Origin of the sequence: Corallincola platygyrae (assembly GCF_039544265.1) — a bacterium.
Taxonomy (GTDB): Bacteria; Pseudomonadota; Gammaproteobacteria; order Enterobacterales; family Neiellaceae; genus Corallincola; species Corallincola platygyrae.
This window is the reverse complement of record NZ_BAABLI010000014.1, coordinates 192,222-210,902: the sequence shown is the minus strand read 5'-3', so window position 1 is coordinate 210,902 and position 18,681 is coordinate 192,222. Positions and strand designations below refer to the sequence as shown.

15 protein-coding genes are annotated in these 18,681 nt (G+C 47.0%); all 15 read left to right on the top strand.

From position 1 onward, the window contains the following. Nucleotides 1-361 precede the first annotated feature (361 nt). Nucleotides 362-1,648, top strand: coding sequence for a type VI secretion system-associated FHA domain protein TagH (gene tagH / locus ABEA14_RS12225; RefSeq protein WP_345340293.1), 1,287 nt, complete (start codon nt 362-364; stop codon nt 1,646-1,648). A 2-nt stretch (nt 1,649-1,650) separates the two neighbouring features. Next, a complete protein-coding gene (tssJ, locus tag ABEA14_RS12220; protein WP_345340292.1) occupies nt 1,651-2,100 on the top strand; it encodes a type VI secretion system lipoprotein TssJ in 450 nt (149 codons plus the stop codon). 29 nt (nt 2,101-2,129) lie between these two features. Further along, nucleotides 2,130-3,458 (top strand): type VI secretion system baseplate subunit TssK, encoded by a 1,329-nt coding sequence (tssK, locus tag ABEA14_RS12215; RefSeq protein ID WP_345340291.1) that lies wholly within the window; start codon nt 2,130-2,132, stop codon nt 3,456-3,458. A gap of 31 nt (nt 3,459-3,489) precedes the next feature. Continuing rightward, nucleotides 3,490-4,785 (top strand): type VI secretion system protein TssL, long form, encoded by a 1,296-nt coding sequence (gene tssL / locus ABEA14_RS12210; protein WP_345340290.1) that lies wholly within the window; start codon nt 3,490-3,492, stop codon nt 4,783-4,785. 14 nt (nt 4,786-4,799) lie between these two features. Beyond that, nucleotides 4,800-8,348 carry a type VI secretion system membrane subunit TssM gene (gene tssM, locus ABEA14_RS12205; RefSeq protein ID WP_345340289.1) on the top strand — a complete coding sequence of 1,183 codons (3,549 nt, stop codon included), beginning with the start codon at nt 4,800-4,802 and terminating at the stop codon, nt 8,346-8,348. Next, a complete protein-coding gene (tagF, locus tag ABEA14_RS12200) occupies nt 8,330-9,028 on the top strand; it encodes a type VI secretion system-associated protein TagF (RefSeq protein ID WP_345340288.1) in 699 nt (232 codons plus the stop codon). Before tssM ends, tagF begins: the two co-directional genes overlap by 19 nt. After that, complete coding sequence (locus ABEA14_RS12195; protein WP_345340287.1) at nt 9,028-9,828, top strand: PP2C family protein-serine/threonine phosphatase; 801 nt, start codon at nt 9,028-9,030, stop codon at nt 9,826-9,828. The genes tagF and ABEA14_RS12195 overlap by 1 nt, the downstream gene beginning before the upstream one ends. Nucleotides 9,829-9,906: 78 nt before the next feature. Continuing rightward, nucleotides 9,907-10,992, top strand: coding sequence for a type VI secretion system protein TssA (tssA, locus tag ABEA14_RS12190; protein WP_345340286.1), 1,086 nt, complete (start codon nt 9,907-9,909; stop codon nt 10,990-10,992). A gap of 71 nt (nt 10,993-11,063) precedes the next feature. Continuing rightward, nucleotides 11,064-11,576: a type VI secretion system contractile sheath small subunit gene (gene tssB / locus ABEA14_RS12185; protein ID WP_345340285.1), complete on the top strand. Its 513-nt coding sequence runs from the start codon at nt 11,064-11,066 to the stop codon at nt 11,574-11,576. Continuing rightward, nucleotides 11,573-13,066 (top strand): type VI secretion system contractile sheath large subunit, encoded by a 1,494-nt coding sequence (tssC, locus tag ABEA14_RS12180; RefSeq protein WP_345340284.1) that lies wholly within the window; start codon nt 11,573-11,575, stop codon nt 13,064-13,066. Before tssB ends, tssC (ABEA14_RS12180) begins: the two co-directional genes overlap by 4 nt. Nucleotides 13,067-13,123: 57 nt before the next feature. Further along, a complete protein-coding gene (tssC, locus tag ABEA14_RS12175) occupies nt 13,124-14,548 on the top strand; it encodes a type VI secretion system contractile sheath large subunit (protein ID WP_345340283.1) in 1,425 nt (474 codons plus the stop codon). 4 nt (nt 14,549-14,552) lie between these two features. Beyond that, complete coding sequence (locus tag ABEA14_RS12170) at nt 14,553-15,362, top strand: type VI secretion system accessory protein TagJ (protein WP_345340282.1); 810 nt, start codon at nt 14,553-14,555, stop codon at nt 15,360-15,362. Continuing rightward, complete coding sequence (tssE, locus tag ABEA14_RS12165; protein WP_345340281.1) at nt 15,362-15,856, top strand: type VI secretion system baseplate subunit TssE; 495 nt, start codon at nt 15,362-15,364, stop codon at nt 15,854-15,856. The genes ABEA14_RS12170 and tssE overlap by 1 nt, the downstream gene beginning before the upstream one ends. Beyond that, the gene (gene tssF / locus ABEA14_RS12160) at nt 15,856-17,685 is read left to right on the top strand and encodes a type VI secretion system baseplate subunit TssF (protein WP_345340280.1); all 1,830 of its coding nucleotides are present in this window, start codon (nt 15,856-15,858) and stop codon (nt 17,683-17,685) included. Before tssE ends, tssF begins: the two co-directional genes overlap by 1 nt. Then, nucleotides 17,682-18,653, top strand: a complete 972-nt coding sequence (gene tssG / locus ABEA14_RS12155; protein WP_345340279.1) for a type VI secretion system baseplate subunit TssG — start codon at nt 17,682-17,684, stop codon at nt 18,651-18,653. The genes tssF and tssG overlap by 4 nt, the downstream gene beginning before the upstream one ends. The last annotated feature ends 28 nt before the right edge of the window (nt 18,654-18,681 follow it).

Below are 18,681 nucleotides of genomic sequence, written 5' to 3'. Positions count from 1 at the left end.
TGCTCCGTTGCCTAAGGAAGAACCGCTCTTTATGAGTGTGCAATCCTGCGAGGAACCAGTGGTACTTGCGCTCCTTGCCGCCTTGTTTTCATCGGCCTTTGCAGCTGGGGCTTTGTTGTGCTGACTTTCCATGTCTGTTCTCGTTAGCGAATAAAATGTTTTGCCGTCCTTGGAGCGCGAAACTCTAAATTAACTAACGCGATAACACAACACGAAAAGACAACAATATGACACCCGGCAAAAATAGGTGTCAAACAATTGACATCTAATCTAATGCTCATTAGCCTTGTGCACTCGAAACAACCTGATTGCTTCGAATTCAATAAATTACGAATACCTTCATGGAACGAAGAGATACGACATGGAACTGACGTTATCAGTAGTTAGCTACCATCGATTTACTGCCGGCCAGGAGACAAGTAAGCAGTTGTCTCTTATCACCGCACAGAGTGACCTTGTCATCGGTCGCGCTGATGAGTGTGACTGGCATCTACCCGATCCCGAAAGAGTGTTGTCAGGTCGCCATGCGGTGGTTTCCTCATTTAAAGAGGGTTTTGTTGTTACCGACATATCCACTAATGGTTTGTTCATAAACCGGGATATTGAGGCGCTAGGCAGAAACAATTCACATACGCTGGTAGATGGAGACTTGCTGACGCTGGGTGATTATGAAATTGAGGTTAAGCTCACATCTGACGCGGTGAAAGTTGCAGAAAAAGATCCCCAGAGCAAGGTTAGCCAGGCGTCTGCGAAGGAATTTGGTTTTCACACAACCGATTTTGAAGAAAACCTCGCGTCAAAGCCCGCTATCACACCGAAACCCAGTTCCGCCATCGGGCCATCTGCTGCCGCTGAGACGTTAGAGGTTTTGGGGACTGATGCCATTCAGTTGCCTGCTACCAAGCCTTTAGATGAGATTAAGCCTACAGAGGCTGCAGATTGGGAAAAGCTGATAATTGGTGAGGTCCCAGCTACTAAAGATTCTGCAGAATCGAATAAACCAGCACATTCATCAGATACGCATAGCCAAAACCAAGGCCATCAAGCTAATCATTTTTCTGCTTTTCTAAATGGAGCGCAAATCACGCCAAACATGGTGCCAAAAGATCCTGAAGACGCTGAGTATTGGTGTCGTCAACTTGGCGAGGTATTCAATTTACTTCTCGTTGGTCTTATGAAAACCATGCATGGTCGCTCCCTGTTCAAGCAGCAGGTGAGAGCAAACCAAACACTGTTTGGATTCAGCGAAAACAATCCACTCAAATTCTCAGCTACCTACGAAGATGCGATCCACAACCTGGTTGGCCGCCAAAGCAGCGGTTACCTCAGTCACGAGCAGGCGATAAAGCAATCATTTAAAGACATTGAACAGCATGAAACGGCGCTGTTTGAAAGTATCAATGGTGCCATGCTTGGATTGATGCAACACCTCGACCCCAATGGAATTTCTGGGCGCTTCGGTAACAGTGCATGGGCGGAAAAAATGCTGCCATCTCATGCCGCGGCCAAACACTGGCGAGCGTATTTGAGTGAGTATCAAAATCTTAAACAGCAGTTACAGCAGGAAGGCGCGTCTGTTTTTATGGACGACTTTGTTAAAGCCTATGAATCAAGCATTGCGCAGCAGGAAGCAAAGGATGCAAGTTAATCATGTTTAAAACCAGCCTATTAATTCTATCTCTAGCAGTGTTGAGCGGATGTTCTGCTGTTAACGCTGTGGTGGATCCCTACACCTATCTCAATTTCCATGTTGCTGAAGATGTAAACCCGGATCGAAATGGAAGACCTTCTCCGGTCGTAGTCAAAGTGTATGAGCTCAGTTCGCGCACGGTCTTTGATAGCCAGGACTTTTTCAGTCTTTACGACGATGCTGACGCAGTACTCGGTCCCGACCTGCTGGTAAAAGACGAGTTCGAGTTCGAACCGGGAGAACATGTCGAGTTCAAAATGAAGATTAACCCTAATGTTCGGTATGCGGGGCTCTTGGTAGCCTATCGAGACATAGAGAACGCTCGCTGGCGTGAGGTGATTGAGATCGATAGAAGGGGATACGACGACGTGGACATTTATGTTGAAGCTTTAGCGGTATACCAGCGCTAAGCGTTGTACTTTTTCATTGGAAAGAATTGATGAGCGACTTCTGTAAAGTGGCATGGACAGAGGGGATGTTCCTGCACCCTCAACATTTTCAACAACAAGAAAGGTACTTGACCTATCAGTCAAGGCAGGGAATTAAGTCTATCGCTCCAAACTGTTGGGGAATAAGGAAACTCGCTGTAGATCCTGCTGCACTGCTGGAAAGCCAGTTTGGATTGACCGAGATAGATGCAGTTTTACCGGATGGGCTAATCCTAGTCGCACCATCGGCTGAAATACTGCCTAGTCCCATCAAGGTTAACAGGGTAGTACGTGATAAAAAGGTTTATCTCGCTGCCGCCAGTGACCTGACACATGCAAAAACAATTTCCTCAGAGGACGAGAAAGCGGTCACGCGATTTCATTTTAAAGACCACCAGGTAACAGATATATCTATCGGGATTGAGGCAAACGAAATACTTCAGTTAGCAGGCTTAAGCTGTGAATTGAAGCTCGAAGGAGAGGACCTCGCCGGGTACGTTGCGATGCCTATTGCGAAGATCCTGGAAGTGTCGGAAGAGGGGAAATTGATTCTTGATGATACCTATATACCCCCATGTCTTAACTATAAAGCCTCTTGCAACCTATCCAGAATGCTGGATGAGATCATCGCTATGTTGCATCAGCGAGGCGACGCCATCGCTGAGAGACTCAAACAGGGACAGGCAGGCTCAAGCACCATTGTCGACTTTTTAGTACTTCAACTGATAAACAAGTCTGAACCTCTATTGAGGGGCATTAGAGAGCTTGAATCTTACCATCCTCAAGAATTAGCGCTGGCGCTAATGGAACTTGCCGGTGAACTGGCGACTTATTACACCGATCAAAAACGAAGCCCTGAATTTAGCAAATATAAACACGATGATTTGGGTTCGTTGTTTGGTGATTTAGAAGTACTTCTGAGCCAGACATTGAGCACGGTGTTCGAGCAGACGGCAGTAAATCTAAGTTTAGAAAAGACCAAGTTTGGTATCCATGCAGCATCGATACCTGATAAGTCGATGCTGAGGCACAGTGCTTTCGTATTGGCAGTAAAAGCTGATGTAGATAGCGAAACACTCCGAAAACAGCTACCAATGCAGTTAAAAATTGGTCCAGTGGAACACATTCGTGACTTGATAAATAACCAACTGCCCGGCATCGGTGCCTCAGTGTTGCCCGTGGCACCAAGGCAGGTTCCTTATCACGCAGGCTACCACTATTTCGAACTGGATAAGTCAAACAACTATTGGCCTAAGTTAAGCGCGAGCGGTGGGATAGCAATTCACTTATCTGGTGATTTCCCCGAGCTCGATATACAACTATGGTCAATTGCTGATTAGGCAGCACAAAACTCTATCAAGGATGATGACAATGGCAGAAGCGACCATTATTAAGCCCACGCCCGGAGGGCGACGCTTAAATCAAGGCATGATCGCGCCTAAACCAACTCCAGTATCAGTAGACAGTACTGTTTTAAAGAGTGAGTCAACGCCGGTGTTTACAGCAGTCAGAATTCCGGGACTGGGGGAAAACAAGATTGTCGACGCTGCCGGGCCGCTTTTGACGCTCGCGACGCAAGTGCGTTGCACCGGCACTCATACAGATGTTCCTGGTTTGCAGCGAGCCGTTGTGGACATGGTGAATGAATTTCAATCTGAGCTTAAGCGGCATGGCGTAGTGTCTGAGTTGGTGGAGTCTGCAGGCTACTCCATTTGCGCGTTTGTCGATGAGACCGTGCTCAATACGCCATGGGGCGGGAACTCTACATGGTCCTCGAAGAGCCTGCTCTCCATTTTTCACGCAGAGACTCTGGGTGGCGAACACTTTTTCACGCTTCTGGACCGTTCCATTTCGGAACCACACAAATATTGTCAGCTATTGGGCCTTCAGTACCTGTGTTTGTCGTTAGGTTTTACTGGCAAGATGAGGCTTGAAACCAGAGGTCAACAGCAACTGGATGAGTACCGGGCTAGAGTATTTGATGCGCTGAATAGCCTGGTTGATGAGCCTGCCAGGTTAAATGACTTGAGTTGGCGAGATAAGGTTGTGCACGCAGATTTAACCGAACATGATTTCCCTCTGTGGGTGATCTGCTCGCTGCTTGCCATGGTGCTACTGTTTATATATTTGGGGTTTAACTACTCACTATCTAGAACTACCTCTGAGCAAATTGGCCGGCTGACGAACCTTGTCTCATGGAGTGATAGCGCAGCTGAAGTAACTACGCCTTTCAACAAATACCTTCAAGTAGAGCAGTTTCTGCAAACAGAAGTAGAGCGGGGGATTTTGAGTGTAGAGTCTATGCCTGACAGACTACGTATTGTTATTGAATCTGCGCAACTGTTTGATTCTGGTAGTGCTGATATAAAAGAGGGCGTTTTACCGATCCTGGGTAAGATGGCCAGAACCATAGAAGGTGTTAAAACCCGCATACTGATCACCGGGCACACAGACAATCAGCCGATTTTTACGTCCAAATACCCCTCTAACTGGCACCTGTCACTGGCAAGAGCTACCGCCGTTGCCAACATACTTTCCTACAGTGCAGACCTGGAAGGCAAGTTATGGCCAGAAGGACGCGGAGAGGCAGAGCCTAAGTTCGACAACTCGACGGCACAGGGTAGGGCCAAAAATCGTCGAGTTGAAATTGATTTATTGTATCGATAGTGCAGGGAAGCAAAATGTCGTTCAAAGATGCTACAAAAAAAGCTGTAAATGCGCTTAAGTCGAGGTGGGCTGCAACCCTCATCGGCCTTGTCGCGTTGTCACTCATTGTTTGGTTTGGTGGTCCACTAATCGGTATCGCAGGCTCGGTCCCACTAGAGGGAGCAGTAGCCAGGCTAATTCTGATCCTGGTCATGACTTTGATCTGGGGCGGTATAAATGTAAGCAGTGAAGCGCGGACAAGAAGACATAATGATGCTGCGGTACAAGAGCTGTTGTCGGATACCGATGTTGATGACCAAGCGACCAGTGAAGAGATTGGCATATTAAAACAACGTATCCTGGAAGCATTGGAGGTTTTAAAGTCTGCAAAGCTCGCTAAGGGGCGAGGCGTATACCAACTACCTTGGTATGTCTTAATTGGGCCACCGGGCTCAGGCAAAACCACTGCACTGGTTAACTCAGGGTTGTCCTTTCCTTTAAAAGATAAACTCGGCAGTGATGCCTTATCTGGCATTGGCGGAACGCGGAATTGTGATTGGTGGTTTACCGACCATGCTGTTTTAATCGATACGGCAGGGCGATATACCACTCAACAGAGTAATGAAAGCAGAGATTCCAAAGCATGGCTCGGTTTTCTTGGATTGCTTAAAAAATTTCGCTCAAAGCGCCCTATCAATGGCGCTGTGATCGCGATCAGCATGCCTGAGTTGTTAAACCAGACCAAAACAGAACGACATCTGCACGCAAGGGCGATAAAACATCGACTTCTTGAGTTACAAAACCAATTAGGCCTGCGTTTCCCTGTCTATGTAATGTTGACCAAGGCAGACCTTGTTGCTGGTTTCAGCGAGTATTTCTCAGACTTGGATAATGAACAGCGCAAAGAGCTACTAGGCGTAACGTTTAGTCATGAAGATGAATCCATGGAAGGCGGTGTGGTCAGCACGTTCAACCGGGAGTTTCACCACTTACTGGCGAGACTCGAGCGCCTCGTCCCTGTGCGATTACAGCAGGAACACAACACTGATACTCGCGCGCTGATATATGAGTTTCCAAAACAGTTGCGGATGTTGCAGGCAGCTGCAGATGATTTCCTAAAAGAGATCTTTGCTAAGAACGCTTTCGAAGAGCCGCCCATGATCCGCGGTATCTATATGGCGAGTGCAACGCAGGAAGGCGTACCTATTGATCGAGTCATGGCCACACAAAATCCAGGGCTGGGTTTGGGTCAGGTACCATTAAAACATAAGGCTGCCAGTCAAAAGAGCTACTTCATTCATGGCTTGTTGCACCAGATTGTTTTTAAAGAGCAAAGTCTTGCAGCAACAGATCTTAAACACCTGAATAGGCAAAAGTGGTACCACAGAGCTGCAATTGCGTGCGGTGTCTGTACGGTTTTACTTTTCAGTGCACTATGGTTTTCAAGTTACCAGTGGAACACATTTCTCGTCGCTGAAAGTGCAGACGCTGTTAAGCGATTCAACTCTATTACAAACGGTGAGTTGGATGACAAAGTTGACATCGTTACCTTAGGGCATGCTTTAACTGCGTTGGCTGAGTTACCCGCGGGTGAGTTTGGCAATGGCCTGGACAATTCTGGGATCAATGGCATGGGCCTTTACCAAGGGGACAAACTCAAACAACCTTCAGTGAGCGCGTATCATCGTGCGCTGCAAGGCTACCTTGCCCCTTATCTGCTGGACTCCCTTGCGGGTGAAATGGCGAATAACCCCGAGCATATGGAATATACCTATGAAACCCTGAAGACCTACTTAATGTTTTTTGACCCAACAAAAATGGATAAAGAGCAGGTCGTTGGATGGTTTCAGCTTTACTTTGAAAGAAAACTGCCAGGCAAAATTAATCAAGGGCTAAGAGTTGCCATTCACAGGCATGTAGAAGGCTTGCTCAAGCTCGGGGTGCCTAGCAGTTTCTACGATGAGTCAGTCGTTGATGAAGCAAGAAGTGTGTTGGCAAAGTTGCCCTTGTCTGAGCGCGCATATCAGCGACTAAAAACTGAGTTTATCCCAAGTCATGTTCCAGACTTCAGACTAACTGAAGTTTTGGGGACCGATAGCCTTAGGGTTTTCCAGCGCAAGAGTGGCAAACCACTTAATCAGGGGATCCCCGGTTTGTATACCTATAGCGGATTCCATACGCTTTTTCGGTTAGAGAACGAACGCATCGTCAAGCGTTTGATGGAAGACAGTTGGGTGTATGGTGATGATTTAGGTGAATTGGGGGCGAAAGCACAAGAAAGAATTGCTAAAGAGGTTAGCAACAAATACTTCCAGGATTACATCTTTCATTGGGAAGAGCTGCTTGATGATGTTGAGTTAAAACCGTTCGTTAATGCCGAGCAAGGCCTGCAGTTAGCCAAAGTTTTGGCCGGGCCAGAACAGCCGATGACCAATATCATGCTTGCGTCAAAAGCAGAGTTAAATCTTACCAGGATGCCAGGTGGAGAAGCTGGAGAGGCGGCGACAGAAGTTGCGGGTAAAGTTCTGAAAGAGGGAGCGACGCGTCACAAAAGTCGTCTTAGCCGGTACCTTCCCGACGAGATGCCGAATATTGATATGAAGCTACCCGGCTGGCAGGTGGAGGAGCATTTTGAGGCGATTGTTAAGCTAACCGAAGAGGATGTCGAGAAAATCCAACCTCCGGTTAAACAGCTAAAACGTTACCTTGAGAGATTAACAGAGCCGGGCAATAACGCTAAAACGGCTTATTTAAGCCAATTGGGGGGCGAAAAACAAAATGCGTTATCAGCAGCAATGCGACGCGTTGTTACCTCTGTACCGCCGCCATTTAATAATTGGTTGGGCGGAGTATCGCGTAAAACTAAGGTGCTGGCTCAGCAGGGGGCTCGCGCCCACCTCAATGATATTTGGCGTGACCAGGTTTTAGCTCAATACCGCTCAGCGATCGAAGGGCGTTACCCCATTAACCAGCAAAGCGATAGAGAAGTGACACTTAAAGACTTTGGTCGCTTTTTCGGCTACGGCGGTACGCTGGACAGTTTTTTTAATAAATATCTGGCACCTTTTGTCGATACCTCCAAAGTTAAGTGGCAGTTCGAGAAAAATATCGGCGTTAAGGCCTCGACACTTGCGACATTCCAGAGAGCAAGACGAATTAGGAATGCATTCTTTGAGCCCGGCTCTAAGGTTCCAAAAGTAGAGTTTGGGCTTAAACCGGAGTTCCTGGATGAGACCATCAGTCATTTCATGTTGGAATTAGACGGCCAGGTGCTCTCCTATCGCCATGGCCCAGAGCGCGTTACGCAATTCACCTGGCCTGGTAACGGCTCCGCTCATGAAACCAGAATTATGTTTGTTCCCCCAAGGGTGGGCAGATCAGTCACAGATACTTATGAAGGGGATTGGGGCTGGTTCCGCTTACTAGACCAGGCTGCAGAGCTCAGACCTGATTCTAAAAAGGATAAAGTTGTTCATATCGCCCTGCAGGGCAATACATTCGGTGTAGAGCTAATACCAAGCAGCGTAGAGCACCCGTTTTGGAACAAAGAGCTGGGAAAATTCAGATGTCCGATTCAGCTTTAAACCGATTTGGCTTTACCGGGAAGCACCCCTTGCAGCGAGACTTCGTCCACGCGGGGCTGCCTTTTGGTTTCACACAGCACTTTCATGAGTGGTTGCAAGCAGCAATGGCTGTTAGCCGGGAGCAACTCAACGAAAACTGGCTTGAATACTACCTGTCTTCTCCCATTTGGCATTTTTCATTCAGTGCCGGTGTGCTAGGTGACAACGCTGTTGTAGGTACCATGATGCCAAGCGTTGATGGTGCTGGCAGACACTATCCTCTGTCTGTGGTCGCCCAAGTAGAAGGAAGGCCGCCTTGCTATTGGTTGAACTCAAATTGGGTACAGGCGACAACGAAAAAGCTATTAACTGCGTTGAGCGAGGATATGACGTTTGACGCATGGCAGGATTTTTCGCAACTCAATGAACAGATCACCGAGGAGTTTGATGCCATTGTCAGCCTTCAAAAAAACGGAAAAAGAAAGCGTCAACAAGGCTATTTTCTAAGTCACCCAAATAAGGGGGATGCAGCGACTGTCCTCGCGGACTACCTTGCTGGCAGTCACTCCCTCTACTGTATGTGGTGGACGGAGGGGTCTGAGCTTGTTGAGCCTTGCTTGATGGTAACAGAGGGGCTACCAAAATTTAGCCAGTTTTCGGCAATGTTCGATGGACAGTGGCAGTCAAGAGGGTGGCTTTAATGAACGAGCGTTCAATGTTTAAGTTAGTTAGCTATGGGAATAGTCATCCAGGCAAAGTTCGCACTCACAATGAAGATGCGTTTTTAGAACTGCCGGAGTATGGCGTATGGATGGTTGCTGATGGAATGGGCGGGCACTCCGCCGGTGACGTGGCTAGTCAAATGTTGGTGGACACGGTGCTGGAAGTTGTACAGCAAGTCCCAAAAGGGCGCCTTTCCATAGATCTCCTCTCTGCTGCGATTCAGCAAGCAAACGCTAGAATATATGAATATGGGCAACGCTATCAGGCTGGCAGTACCGTTGGGTCTACGGCAGCGTTGTTATTCATTGATAATGGATTGTTTCATTGCCTGTGGGCCGGCGACAGCCGCTTCTACGTACTCAGGCAGGGCAGATTGTCTCAAAAGTCTCGGGATCATAGCCAGGTAATGGATATGGTCGACGAGGGCACGTTAGCGCTGGATGAAGTCGAGAGCCACCCACTTTCTAACGTCATCACAAGGGCGGTTGGTGTAGGCCGAGACCTGAGATTAGATCAGGTGTCAGGCATTGTTCTTCCTGAGGATCGTTTTCTTCTTTGCAGCGACGGTTTGAATAAGGAACTATCGGATGAAGATATTCTCAGGTGCATGGACGCGGAAAGTTTAACCAACGCAAGTTTGGCTTTGCTTCATTCTGCTTTGGTTAAAGGGGCTTCCGATAACGTAACGACCATCCTGGTCGACATAGCAAAGGCTAATGTAGAAAGTGATGGTCAAAAAAATGACGATACAGTTCCAATATTTGACGCTTTTGGCTAATTAACCGTTGCAACATGTAGTTAGCTCATATAGTCTTTCCGCCGTTGCTGGACGCAAACCATTTCTGACAGGGATTTCATGGAAGAAGTCGAATTCAATTTTGATGCTATACGTTCGCCAATCCACGGTGAAGTTAAAACCGGTTCGGATCTGCGACAAGATGCGTCACCACAATCTCCCTATTTTTCTTTAAAAGAGATCAGAAACCGTGCTCGTGCAGCCGAGCGCAAAGCGTTAGTGGATGGCGAAGATCTTTCTTCGTTTGCCAAAGAGTGGTTGCCCATCCTCAATCAGGTTCCTGAGCAACTGTATACCTCAACCAAAGATTTAGAGTTATCAGCCTGGTTAATTGAAGCTAGCTGCAGAATTCATGGGTTCTCAGGACTATCTAAAAGCTTTGAAGTTGCAGCGATACTAATAGAAACATTTTGGGAAGGCATTTATCCGCTACCTGACGAAGATGGCGTAGAGACATGCGTTGCGCCACTTACTGGCCTTAATGGTATTGATGGGGAAGGTGCGTTACTGATGCCCATTTCATCGATACCCTTGACCGAAGAAGGCGAGCATGGCCCGTATTCATTGTGGCAAGTAGAGCAGGCGCTTGAAGTTGATCGGCTGGACGAAGAAAAAAAACGCGCAAAACTAGATGCAGGGGCTACTTCCCTCGACGAAGTAATGGACTGCGCCAAGAGTTCTTCTCAGGCATTTTTTGTCAGTACAAAGACATCAATAGAGCAGGCCCTATTAGCCTTCAAACGTTTGTCTGATGCTATGGATAGTGCATGTCAGTCACCGCAACCAACCAGTCAAATCCAAAAGCGTCTTCAAAACGCGTTGGATAGTATTATTTACCTTGCTGGCGACAAATTAAACATATTGTCTGAGTCAGACACCGATCAACATGCACTTGTGAATGAGTCGGCGTGCGCTGACGCCCCGGTATCCAGCGATACCCTAGCCAGTCGCAAACAAGCGATTATGACCTTACGACAAGTCGCTGAGTTTTTTAAAAATACAGAGCCACATTCGCCAATGGCTTATGGAATCGAGCAGGTAATAAGGTGGAGCGACATGTCTCTTCCCGAATTACTTAATGAGTTGATTACAGATGGCGACGCAAGAAACGGATATTTCAGACTGACAGGGATCCCTGTCGAATAAAACTAATCGTAACTTAGGCTTCAAACTCAACATTGTGAAGTCGCGTGGAACGTAATGAAAAGGAGATCACCATGAACAGCATCCACGGCAAATTATCCCGGGTTCGTAAACCCCGGGTTCACATCACATATGATGTAGAAACAGAAGGTATGACGGTAAAAAAAGAGCTCCCTTTTGTTGTGGGTGTTATGGGAGATTTTGCAGGACAAAACACTGACTCTTTGAAGCCACTTAAAGATCGTAGATTTGTCCAGATCGATCGAGACAACTTCGACGACGTCCTGAAGCGAATGAACCCTCAACTTTCATTCAAGGTAGACAACAAGCTTGCCAATGATGACAGTCAAATGAGCGTTCAACTTCAGTTTAACTCTATGGCCGATTTCGAACCGGCTGCCGTTGTGAACCAGGTTGAACCACTCAGAAAGCTAATGGAAACGCGAAACAAGCTTCGCGACCTAATGACCAAAGTAGATCGCTCTGAAGAGTTGGAAGACATTCTTGAGAAGGTGTTAAACAACTCAGGTGACCTGCAGAAGTTAGCGGATGAATTAAACATCAATGACAAGGAGCCTGCAGAATGAGCACGGAAGCAGCAGAAGCATTAGCCCCTGAGGTAGAAGGTGAAGCATCAAGCTTACTGTCACAAGCTATCGATGCGACTAAGCAAACAGAGAGTAGTCGCGCGCAGGAGTTGCTAAAAACGCTAACCGAAGAAGCGTTAAATGGCACTGTCACGTGGCAAAAGAATCTTACAGTCACTTTCAACGAAGCTATCGCAGCCATTGACGATCATATTTCCCGTCAGCTGGCCGCGATCATGCATAACGAGCAATTTCAAAAGCTCGAAGGTAGCTGGCGCGGTTTGAACTATTTAGTAATGAACAGTGAAACCAGTCAGACCTTAAAAATTCGTATGTTAAGCATGACGAAAAAAGAGCTTCATAAAGACTTGAGCAAAGCTGTCGAATTTGACCAGAGCCAGGTGTTTAAGAAGGTATATGAATCTGAGTTTGGTACGCCAGGTGGCGAGCCATACGGCGCGTTGATTGGTGACTATGAGTTTACTAATCATCCTGAGGATATTGAAACACTCTCACTGATGTCTAACGTTGCAGCCTCGGGCTTCTCACCATTTATTTCTGCATCGTCGCCATCGCTGTTCGGTTTTGACAATTGGACTGAACTGTCAAAACCAAGAGATTTAGAGAAAGTGTTTGAATCTCTCGAATACAGTAAATGGCGTTCATTCAGAGAGAGTGATGACAGCCGTTTCGTTACTTTAACTATGCCACGTGTGCTTGCCAGGTTGCCGTATGGTGAAGCCACATGCGCTATTGAAGAGTTTAAGTACGAAGAGTTTGATTTGGATGCAGAATCTCTGCTCAGCAAATCCGCCGACCATGAAGATTATTGCTGGATGAATGCAAGCTACGTCATGGGTGCCAAGCTAACTGACGCATTCGCGAAATATGGTTTCTGCACAGCGATTCGCGGCGCTGAAGGTGGTGGTCGAGTCGAGAATCTCCCTTCTCATATGTTTATCAGCGATGATGGCGATCCTGATCAGAAGTGCCCCACAGAAATAGGCATTACAGACCGCCGTGAGGCAGAACTGGGCAAATTGGGCTTCCTGCCACTCTGCCATTACAAGAATACTGACTATGCAGTATTTTTTGGCGGCCAGTCCTGCCAAAAAGCGCAAAAATATGACAACCCGGAAGCGACTGCAAATGCTGCAATTTCTAGTCGTCTGCCTTATATGATGGCCACTTCCCGATTCGCACATTATCTGAAGGTGATGGCACGGGATAAAATCGGAAGCTATATGGAAGCCGAAGAGGTCGAGGCATGGTTAAACCGCTGGATCCTTACATTTGTTAATGCATCTGAGGGCGGAGGACAGGACATTCGCGCCAAATACCCACTCGCCGATGCAAAGGTTCAGGTAAAAGAGATCCCTGGAAAACCCGGCGCATACAATGCGATCGCATGGTTGAGACCTTGGTTGCAGATGGAGGAACTTACGACTTCACTGCGATTGGTTGCCAAGATCCCTGAAATCGGTAGTTAATTGAAAGTGAGGGTTGAAGGAGAGCCATGCTCCTTCAACCCCATCTCAGGGATGATGATGAACACGACGGCTATGCCTCTAGAGACGGGTTTTCAATCAGATTTAACTGCGCAGCAAACAAGCAAATCCGCGAATAGATCAGATTACACAGTGTTGCTGTGGTTACTCAGCAAGATAGACAGATGCATATCTGAACAGCTCAATGAGATCCTGCACGCGCCTGCGTTTAAGTCGTTGGAGGCGCGGTGGCGCGGACTATTTTATTTGGTTGATACAAAGTTTAGCAATGACTCAAACAACCAATGCCTGATCAAAGTGCTGAGTTTAGGCTGGCCCGAGTTAAAAAAGGATGTAACCAGAGCAATAGAGTTTGAACAGAGCGAGTTTTATCGACTTATATACAAAAATGAGTATGACATGCCGGGTGGTAAGCCATTTGGTGTGCTGCTTGGTGACTATGCTGTAAGTGCCTACAGAGCGCGGGGAGAGCGTACCAACGACGCCGCTATTCTTCGTGAAATAGCCAATACGGCCGCAGCTTCTTTTGCACCATTTATTTGTTCAGCCAGCCCAGAATTGTTCGAAGTAGATCAGTTCAGAGAATTGCCCTCGGTGTCAGAGCCTTGTGCGCATTTCGCACAACCTGAATACAGCGAATGGCAGAGCTTACGGCGCGATGAAAATAGTAAGTTTCTCGGTTTGGTTTTACCGAGAATCCTGATGCGACAACCCTATCGTTCAGACAGTTCGCGCAATGAAGCGTTTGCTTTTGAGGAGCGTATCGCTAACAAAGACCAGGACTTGGTATGGGGAAATGCTAATTTTGCATTCGGTAGCGTGCTTATTCGCGCATTCTGCGAAAGTGGTTGGTTTAGTCAGATCAGAGGAATCGAAGTCGAGAAGGTAAGTAGTGGATTAGTGACTGGCGTTCCAAATTTTCGACTGGCAGAGCTTACTGGTAACGGGCTAGGGCACCATTCTACAGATGTGCAGATTTCTGATCGTTTGGAAAAACAGTTGGCTGACACCGGGGTGATCCCGCTTGTTCCTGTCAACTATTCAGCCTTGCTGGCCTTCTATTCTAACCCATCTTTACAGGCCATCACGGTCAATGAAGACAACGAGACCAAAAGCCAGATGCTTGCATCTATGCTCCAATACACCCTTTGTGTTTGTCGATTTGCTCATTACCTGAAAGTAATGGGCAGAGACATTATTGGCTCACATGATACTGCTGCATCAATCGAAACTACGCTGCAAGCATGGTTGCATCAGTACACCACCTCAAGCGATAACTCGTCGAATGAGCTGCGTGCCAAATACCCTCTGGGCGCAGCGACCATTAAAGTTAAAGAGCGAGCGGGAAAACCCGGGCACTATTTCAGTGTGATACACCTCCGCCCGCATTTTCAGTTAGATCAGATGGTATCCAGCATCAAGCTGGTTACCGAACTCACTCCAGCCCAAGGCATGACGGTATAAAGATATGGATATCAAAAAGTTAATTTCTTCAGGCGAACTCAACCGCACGATCGAACTACTTGCTGATGGACTACGCAGCGACCCTATGAATATAGATGTACGAAGTCAGTACATTGAGTTGTTGTGTCTGGATGGGCAGCTACAACTGGCAGACAGTCAGTTGGACATGTTGGTAAAACAGCACCCAGAATGTCTTGGTGGTGCCGTCAATCTCCGCCAACTCGTCAGAGCGGCACAGGCGCGCATAGATTTTTCGAAGGGGGCTGATTCGGCTACCTTACTTGCCGGCGACAAAACACAGTTTGGTGCCCTGGTTAAGATGAGACTAGGCATTATGAATGACGATAAGGATCTGATAACTAAAGCTAAGCAGGTTCTTGAAAGCTATAAAGTAGATAAACCTATCGCAATTAATGACACAGCAGTGCTCCACTGTAGGGATGGTGATGACACTTTCAGTCAATTCCTTGAGTGTTTTGGAACCAATGGTCACTACTATCTACTGGCAGTTGATCAGATTGAAAAAATGTCATTCTTACCCGTAAGTTCACTTATCGAAAATGTTTGGCGTAGAGTCCAGTTGACCGTAAAGGATGGGCTATCTGGTGAAGTTTTTGTCCCACTCACTTATGTGAATTCTGAAACAGAGAGCCAAAAGTTGGGACGAGAAACTGATTGGCTATCGTTGTGCGGTGGTCTTATCTATGAGGGCGTAGGACTCAAAACATGGCTTGTGGGAGAAGAGGGAATGACGCTACAGGCAATCTCATCAATCTCAGAAGCCTTTGAGACAGATCCGGTGGAGCCAGCATAGTGTCGCTTAGTGCAAAAGACCGTTCGCAAGCCATTCAACCGTCGATTATCGACAGGTTGGTTCTGGACCAAGACAGCAGTACAAATGGCGGACAGGTGCAAATTGCGAACGTGTCTTTGTATCGAGACAGTATACGTCGGGATTTAGAAAATCTACTCAATGCGCGTCAAACCTGGATCCAAATACCTGAGGCATATGAAGAACTTAAAAAGTCAGTTTTGAGTTACGGGTTGCCGGATTTTGCAACGTTAAGGACTGATAGTGAAGATGGCCAATCGCAGGTTTGTAGCTACATAGAGCAGTTGATCCGGACTTTTGATTTGAGATTTACCCATGTTTCCGTGTACAGCCTATCAGACCCCAACAGCATTGAGAGAACATTCAAAATTCGAATCAACGCGGTCGTTCAGGCAGAGCCACTGCCTGAGGAGATTACGTTTGACTCAGAATTAGAGCCGGTGAGGTTGGGTATTTCTGTAAGGAAAGTTGGTTGATGGACAGTCTCCTTAAGTACTATAACCGTGAGTTAGCTTTTCTACGTCATTCCGGTGCTGACTTTGCGAAGAGATATCCTAAAGTTGCAGGTCGATTGAATTTAAGTGATGAAACGGCCGAAGATCCGCACGTATCCCGCCTGCTCGAAGGTTTCGCTCTTCTCACCGCTCAGATACGTCAAAGGCTGGATGAAGGCTATCCGGAACTTGCCAACGGCTTGCTTGGGCAGCTCATGCCAGATTTTCATGCGCCTATTCCGTCCATGTCAGTGGTTGAATTGACGACCAAAAACTTAACTGATTCACCCTTGAACCTGACGCGCGGCGCCGAAGTCAAAATGACTGCGCCGGGTTATAAAGAGTGTCGATTCAGAACTTGCTACGATACGCAAGTGTATCCGCTGATACTTGATAAAGCCCAGTTTATCAATGCCCCGTTTAAGTTTGATTGCGGGCCATTTACAAATAAGACTCGCTCAATACTCAGGCTTTCCCTGCGAGCTAAATATGACAATGTTTCCTTGTCAACAATGTCTATCAATACCCTGAGACTGTTTTTAAATGGTATCCCTCAGCTAACCTATCCGTTGGCCAAGTTGCTACACCAAGGTGCTCTGGGCGCGGCTATTGTCTGTAAGGCTAACGGGCATGAGAAAGTAAAGTATCTTCAAAAGCGTCATATAACAGTGGTTGGCTTTAAGGATGAAGAGCAACTTATCCCTTATAGCAAACAGAGCTTTTCAGCTTTCCGTTTACTGGCGGAACACTTTACGTTTCCACAGAAATTCTTGTTTTTCGACATTGAAGAAATGAACCCTGATTGGTGGGGAGATGGTTCGAATTGTGATTTGGTATTCTTTTTCGAACAACCTGAAAACACGCTTGCGCAGCAGTTAAGTCGAGACAATGTAAGGTTAGGCTGTGTTCCCGTGGTAAACCTCTACGACACAGTTCTTGAGCCTATCGAATACTCCGAGGCTAAGTATGAATACCAACTTAAGGCCAGTTATGAAGACCAGGACATCTCCGAGGTCGTAAAAGTTAATCGTGTGACAGCGCACGGGTACAGTGGGCAGAAACAACCCATTTATGCTTTCTATCAGGAAAATATTTTGCCTGAAACTGACGATGCTGAACGTGCCATCAGCTATTGGCGACTTCGGCGAGAATTCAGTCAATGGGCAGGTGGGTACACTGAGCCAGGCATGGAATCCTATTTATCTATTGTCGGTAATGCGGCGAGCCCTTTGAACAACACTCACAAGGTTATCGAGGTCGAAGCCTTGTGTTGCAATCGCAATTTACCCAGTCGCCTGCCGTTTGGAGCCGATTCACCTCGTTGTAGAATCAGCGAACGAGCTGATGTTATTGAAAAAGTAACCTGCCTTGTAGCTCCGACTGCTACCTACCGGAAAATGCCGAATGAAGATGATGATTGGCAGTTAGTCCAGCACCTGAGCCTAAACGATTTCTCCGGGAATAACGGTGCCGAGTTACTGCAAACAGTGCTTCGTTTATATGACTACACAGAAGCGGCTGAAAATCGAACATTAATCAAAGCAATCACTGGAGTTACAGTGAAGCCCACGACCGCGCGGGTCTTAACCCAGGGCAGGGCGGCAATCTGCAGTGGCAGCGATGTTGAAGTAGAGATGATGGATGATGAGCTATTCGGCAGCCAAATATTCCTGTTCGGCACGGTGTTGTCGAACTTCTTTTCTCAGTTTGCTCATATTAATAGTTTTACCCGATTAACGATCAAATTACGTGACCAAAAAACGGCCTGTTATAGCTGGGGTGCAACCAGTGGAGGTCGACCGTTACTATGAGCAAGGAACTGTCAGAGCTTCATTTGGAACAGTTAAGTTTTTTTGAGGTGGTTAAATACCTACAGCGCGGTAAAACCTGCGGCTTAATTGGGACTGATGCGTTACCCACAGACGAATCTATTAAGTTAAAAGCGAGCCAGTCTCTAAGCTTGCCAACTCAGTCGGTCAATCGCTTAGCTAACTTTAAAGGCGAAGCCGAGTCCAGAACTACGCTGGAAACCACTATGCCGTCGCTTACTGGTGCAAATGGTGTTTTGCCAAAACATTACACAGAGCTGGTGTTACATAGACTGAAGTCGAAAGACACGGCAATGGCTGATTTTTACGACCTTTTTAATCATCGATTGGCATCGCTGGACTATCGTGCGTGGGAAAAATTCCAATACCCCATTCAAATAGAAAATGAAGCTAATGGAAGAAATGCTATAGCCAGTAGCTTACTTAGCAGCATCTCCGGCGCCAAAAAAGGTGCAGAAAAGTACTACGCAGGACATTTCTCTCGGCGCATTGTAAGCGCGAAAAGCCTACAGCACATGCTCGAGGACGTAACCCATTGTCGAGTGGCCATTAAGCAGAACGTGGGCTGCTGGAAACAGGTAGCCAGGAGTGATCAAACACACCTCACAAGCCGCACCGAACCTGAGGGCCAATACTGTCAACTTGGTAGGTCAGCCATCCTTGGGAAGCGAACCTGGGATATTGAGTCAAATATAGAAATTAGGATAAAAGCGAGCAACGAAGAGCAAGCTAGTCGCTATATGCCGGGAACTAACGCATCAAAAAATCTAATTAAGTTTGCTCAGCGCTACTTGCCGTCGGCTATAGAGGCCAAATTTATCGTTGAGACGCAATACAAAAACTACCAAAGACTTAGCCTTGGCGTCCGTAAACACGGTTTAGGTGGCGGAGCGCGGCTAAGTGCTCAAAAGAAAAAACTGGAACAATGGACATCAGTCAAACTCGGCTGACGTAGCAAAATTAACTAGACCAAAGTAA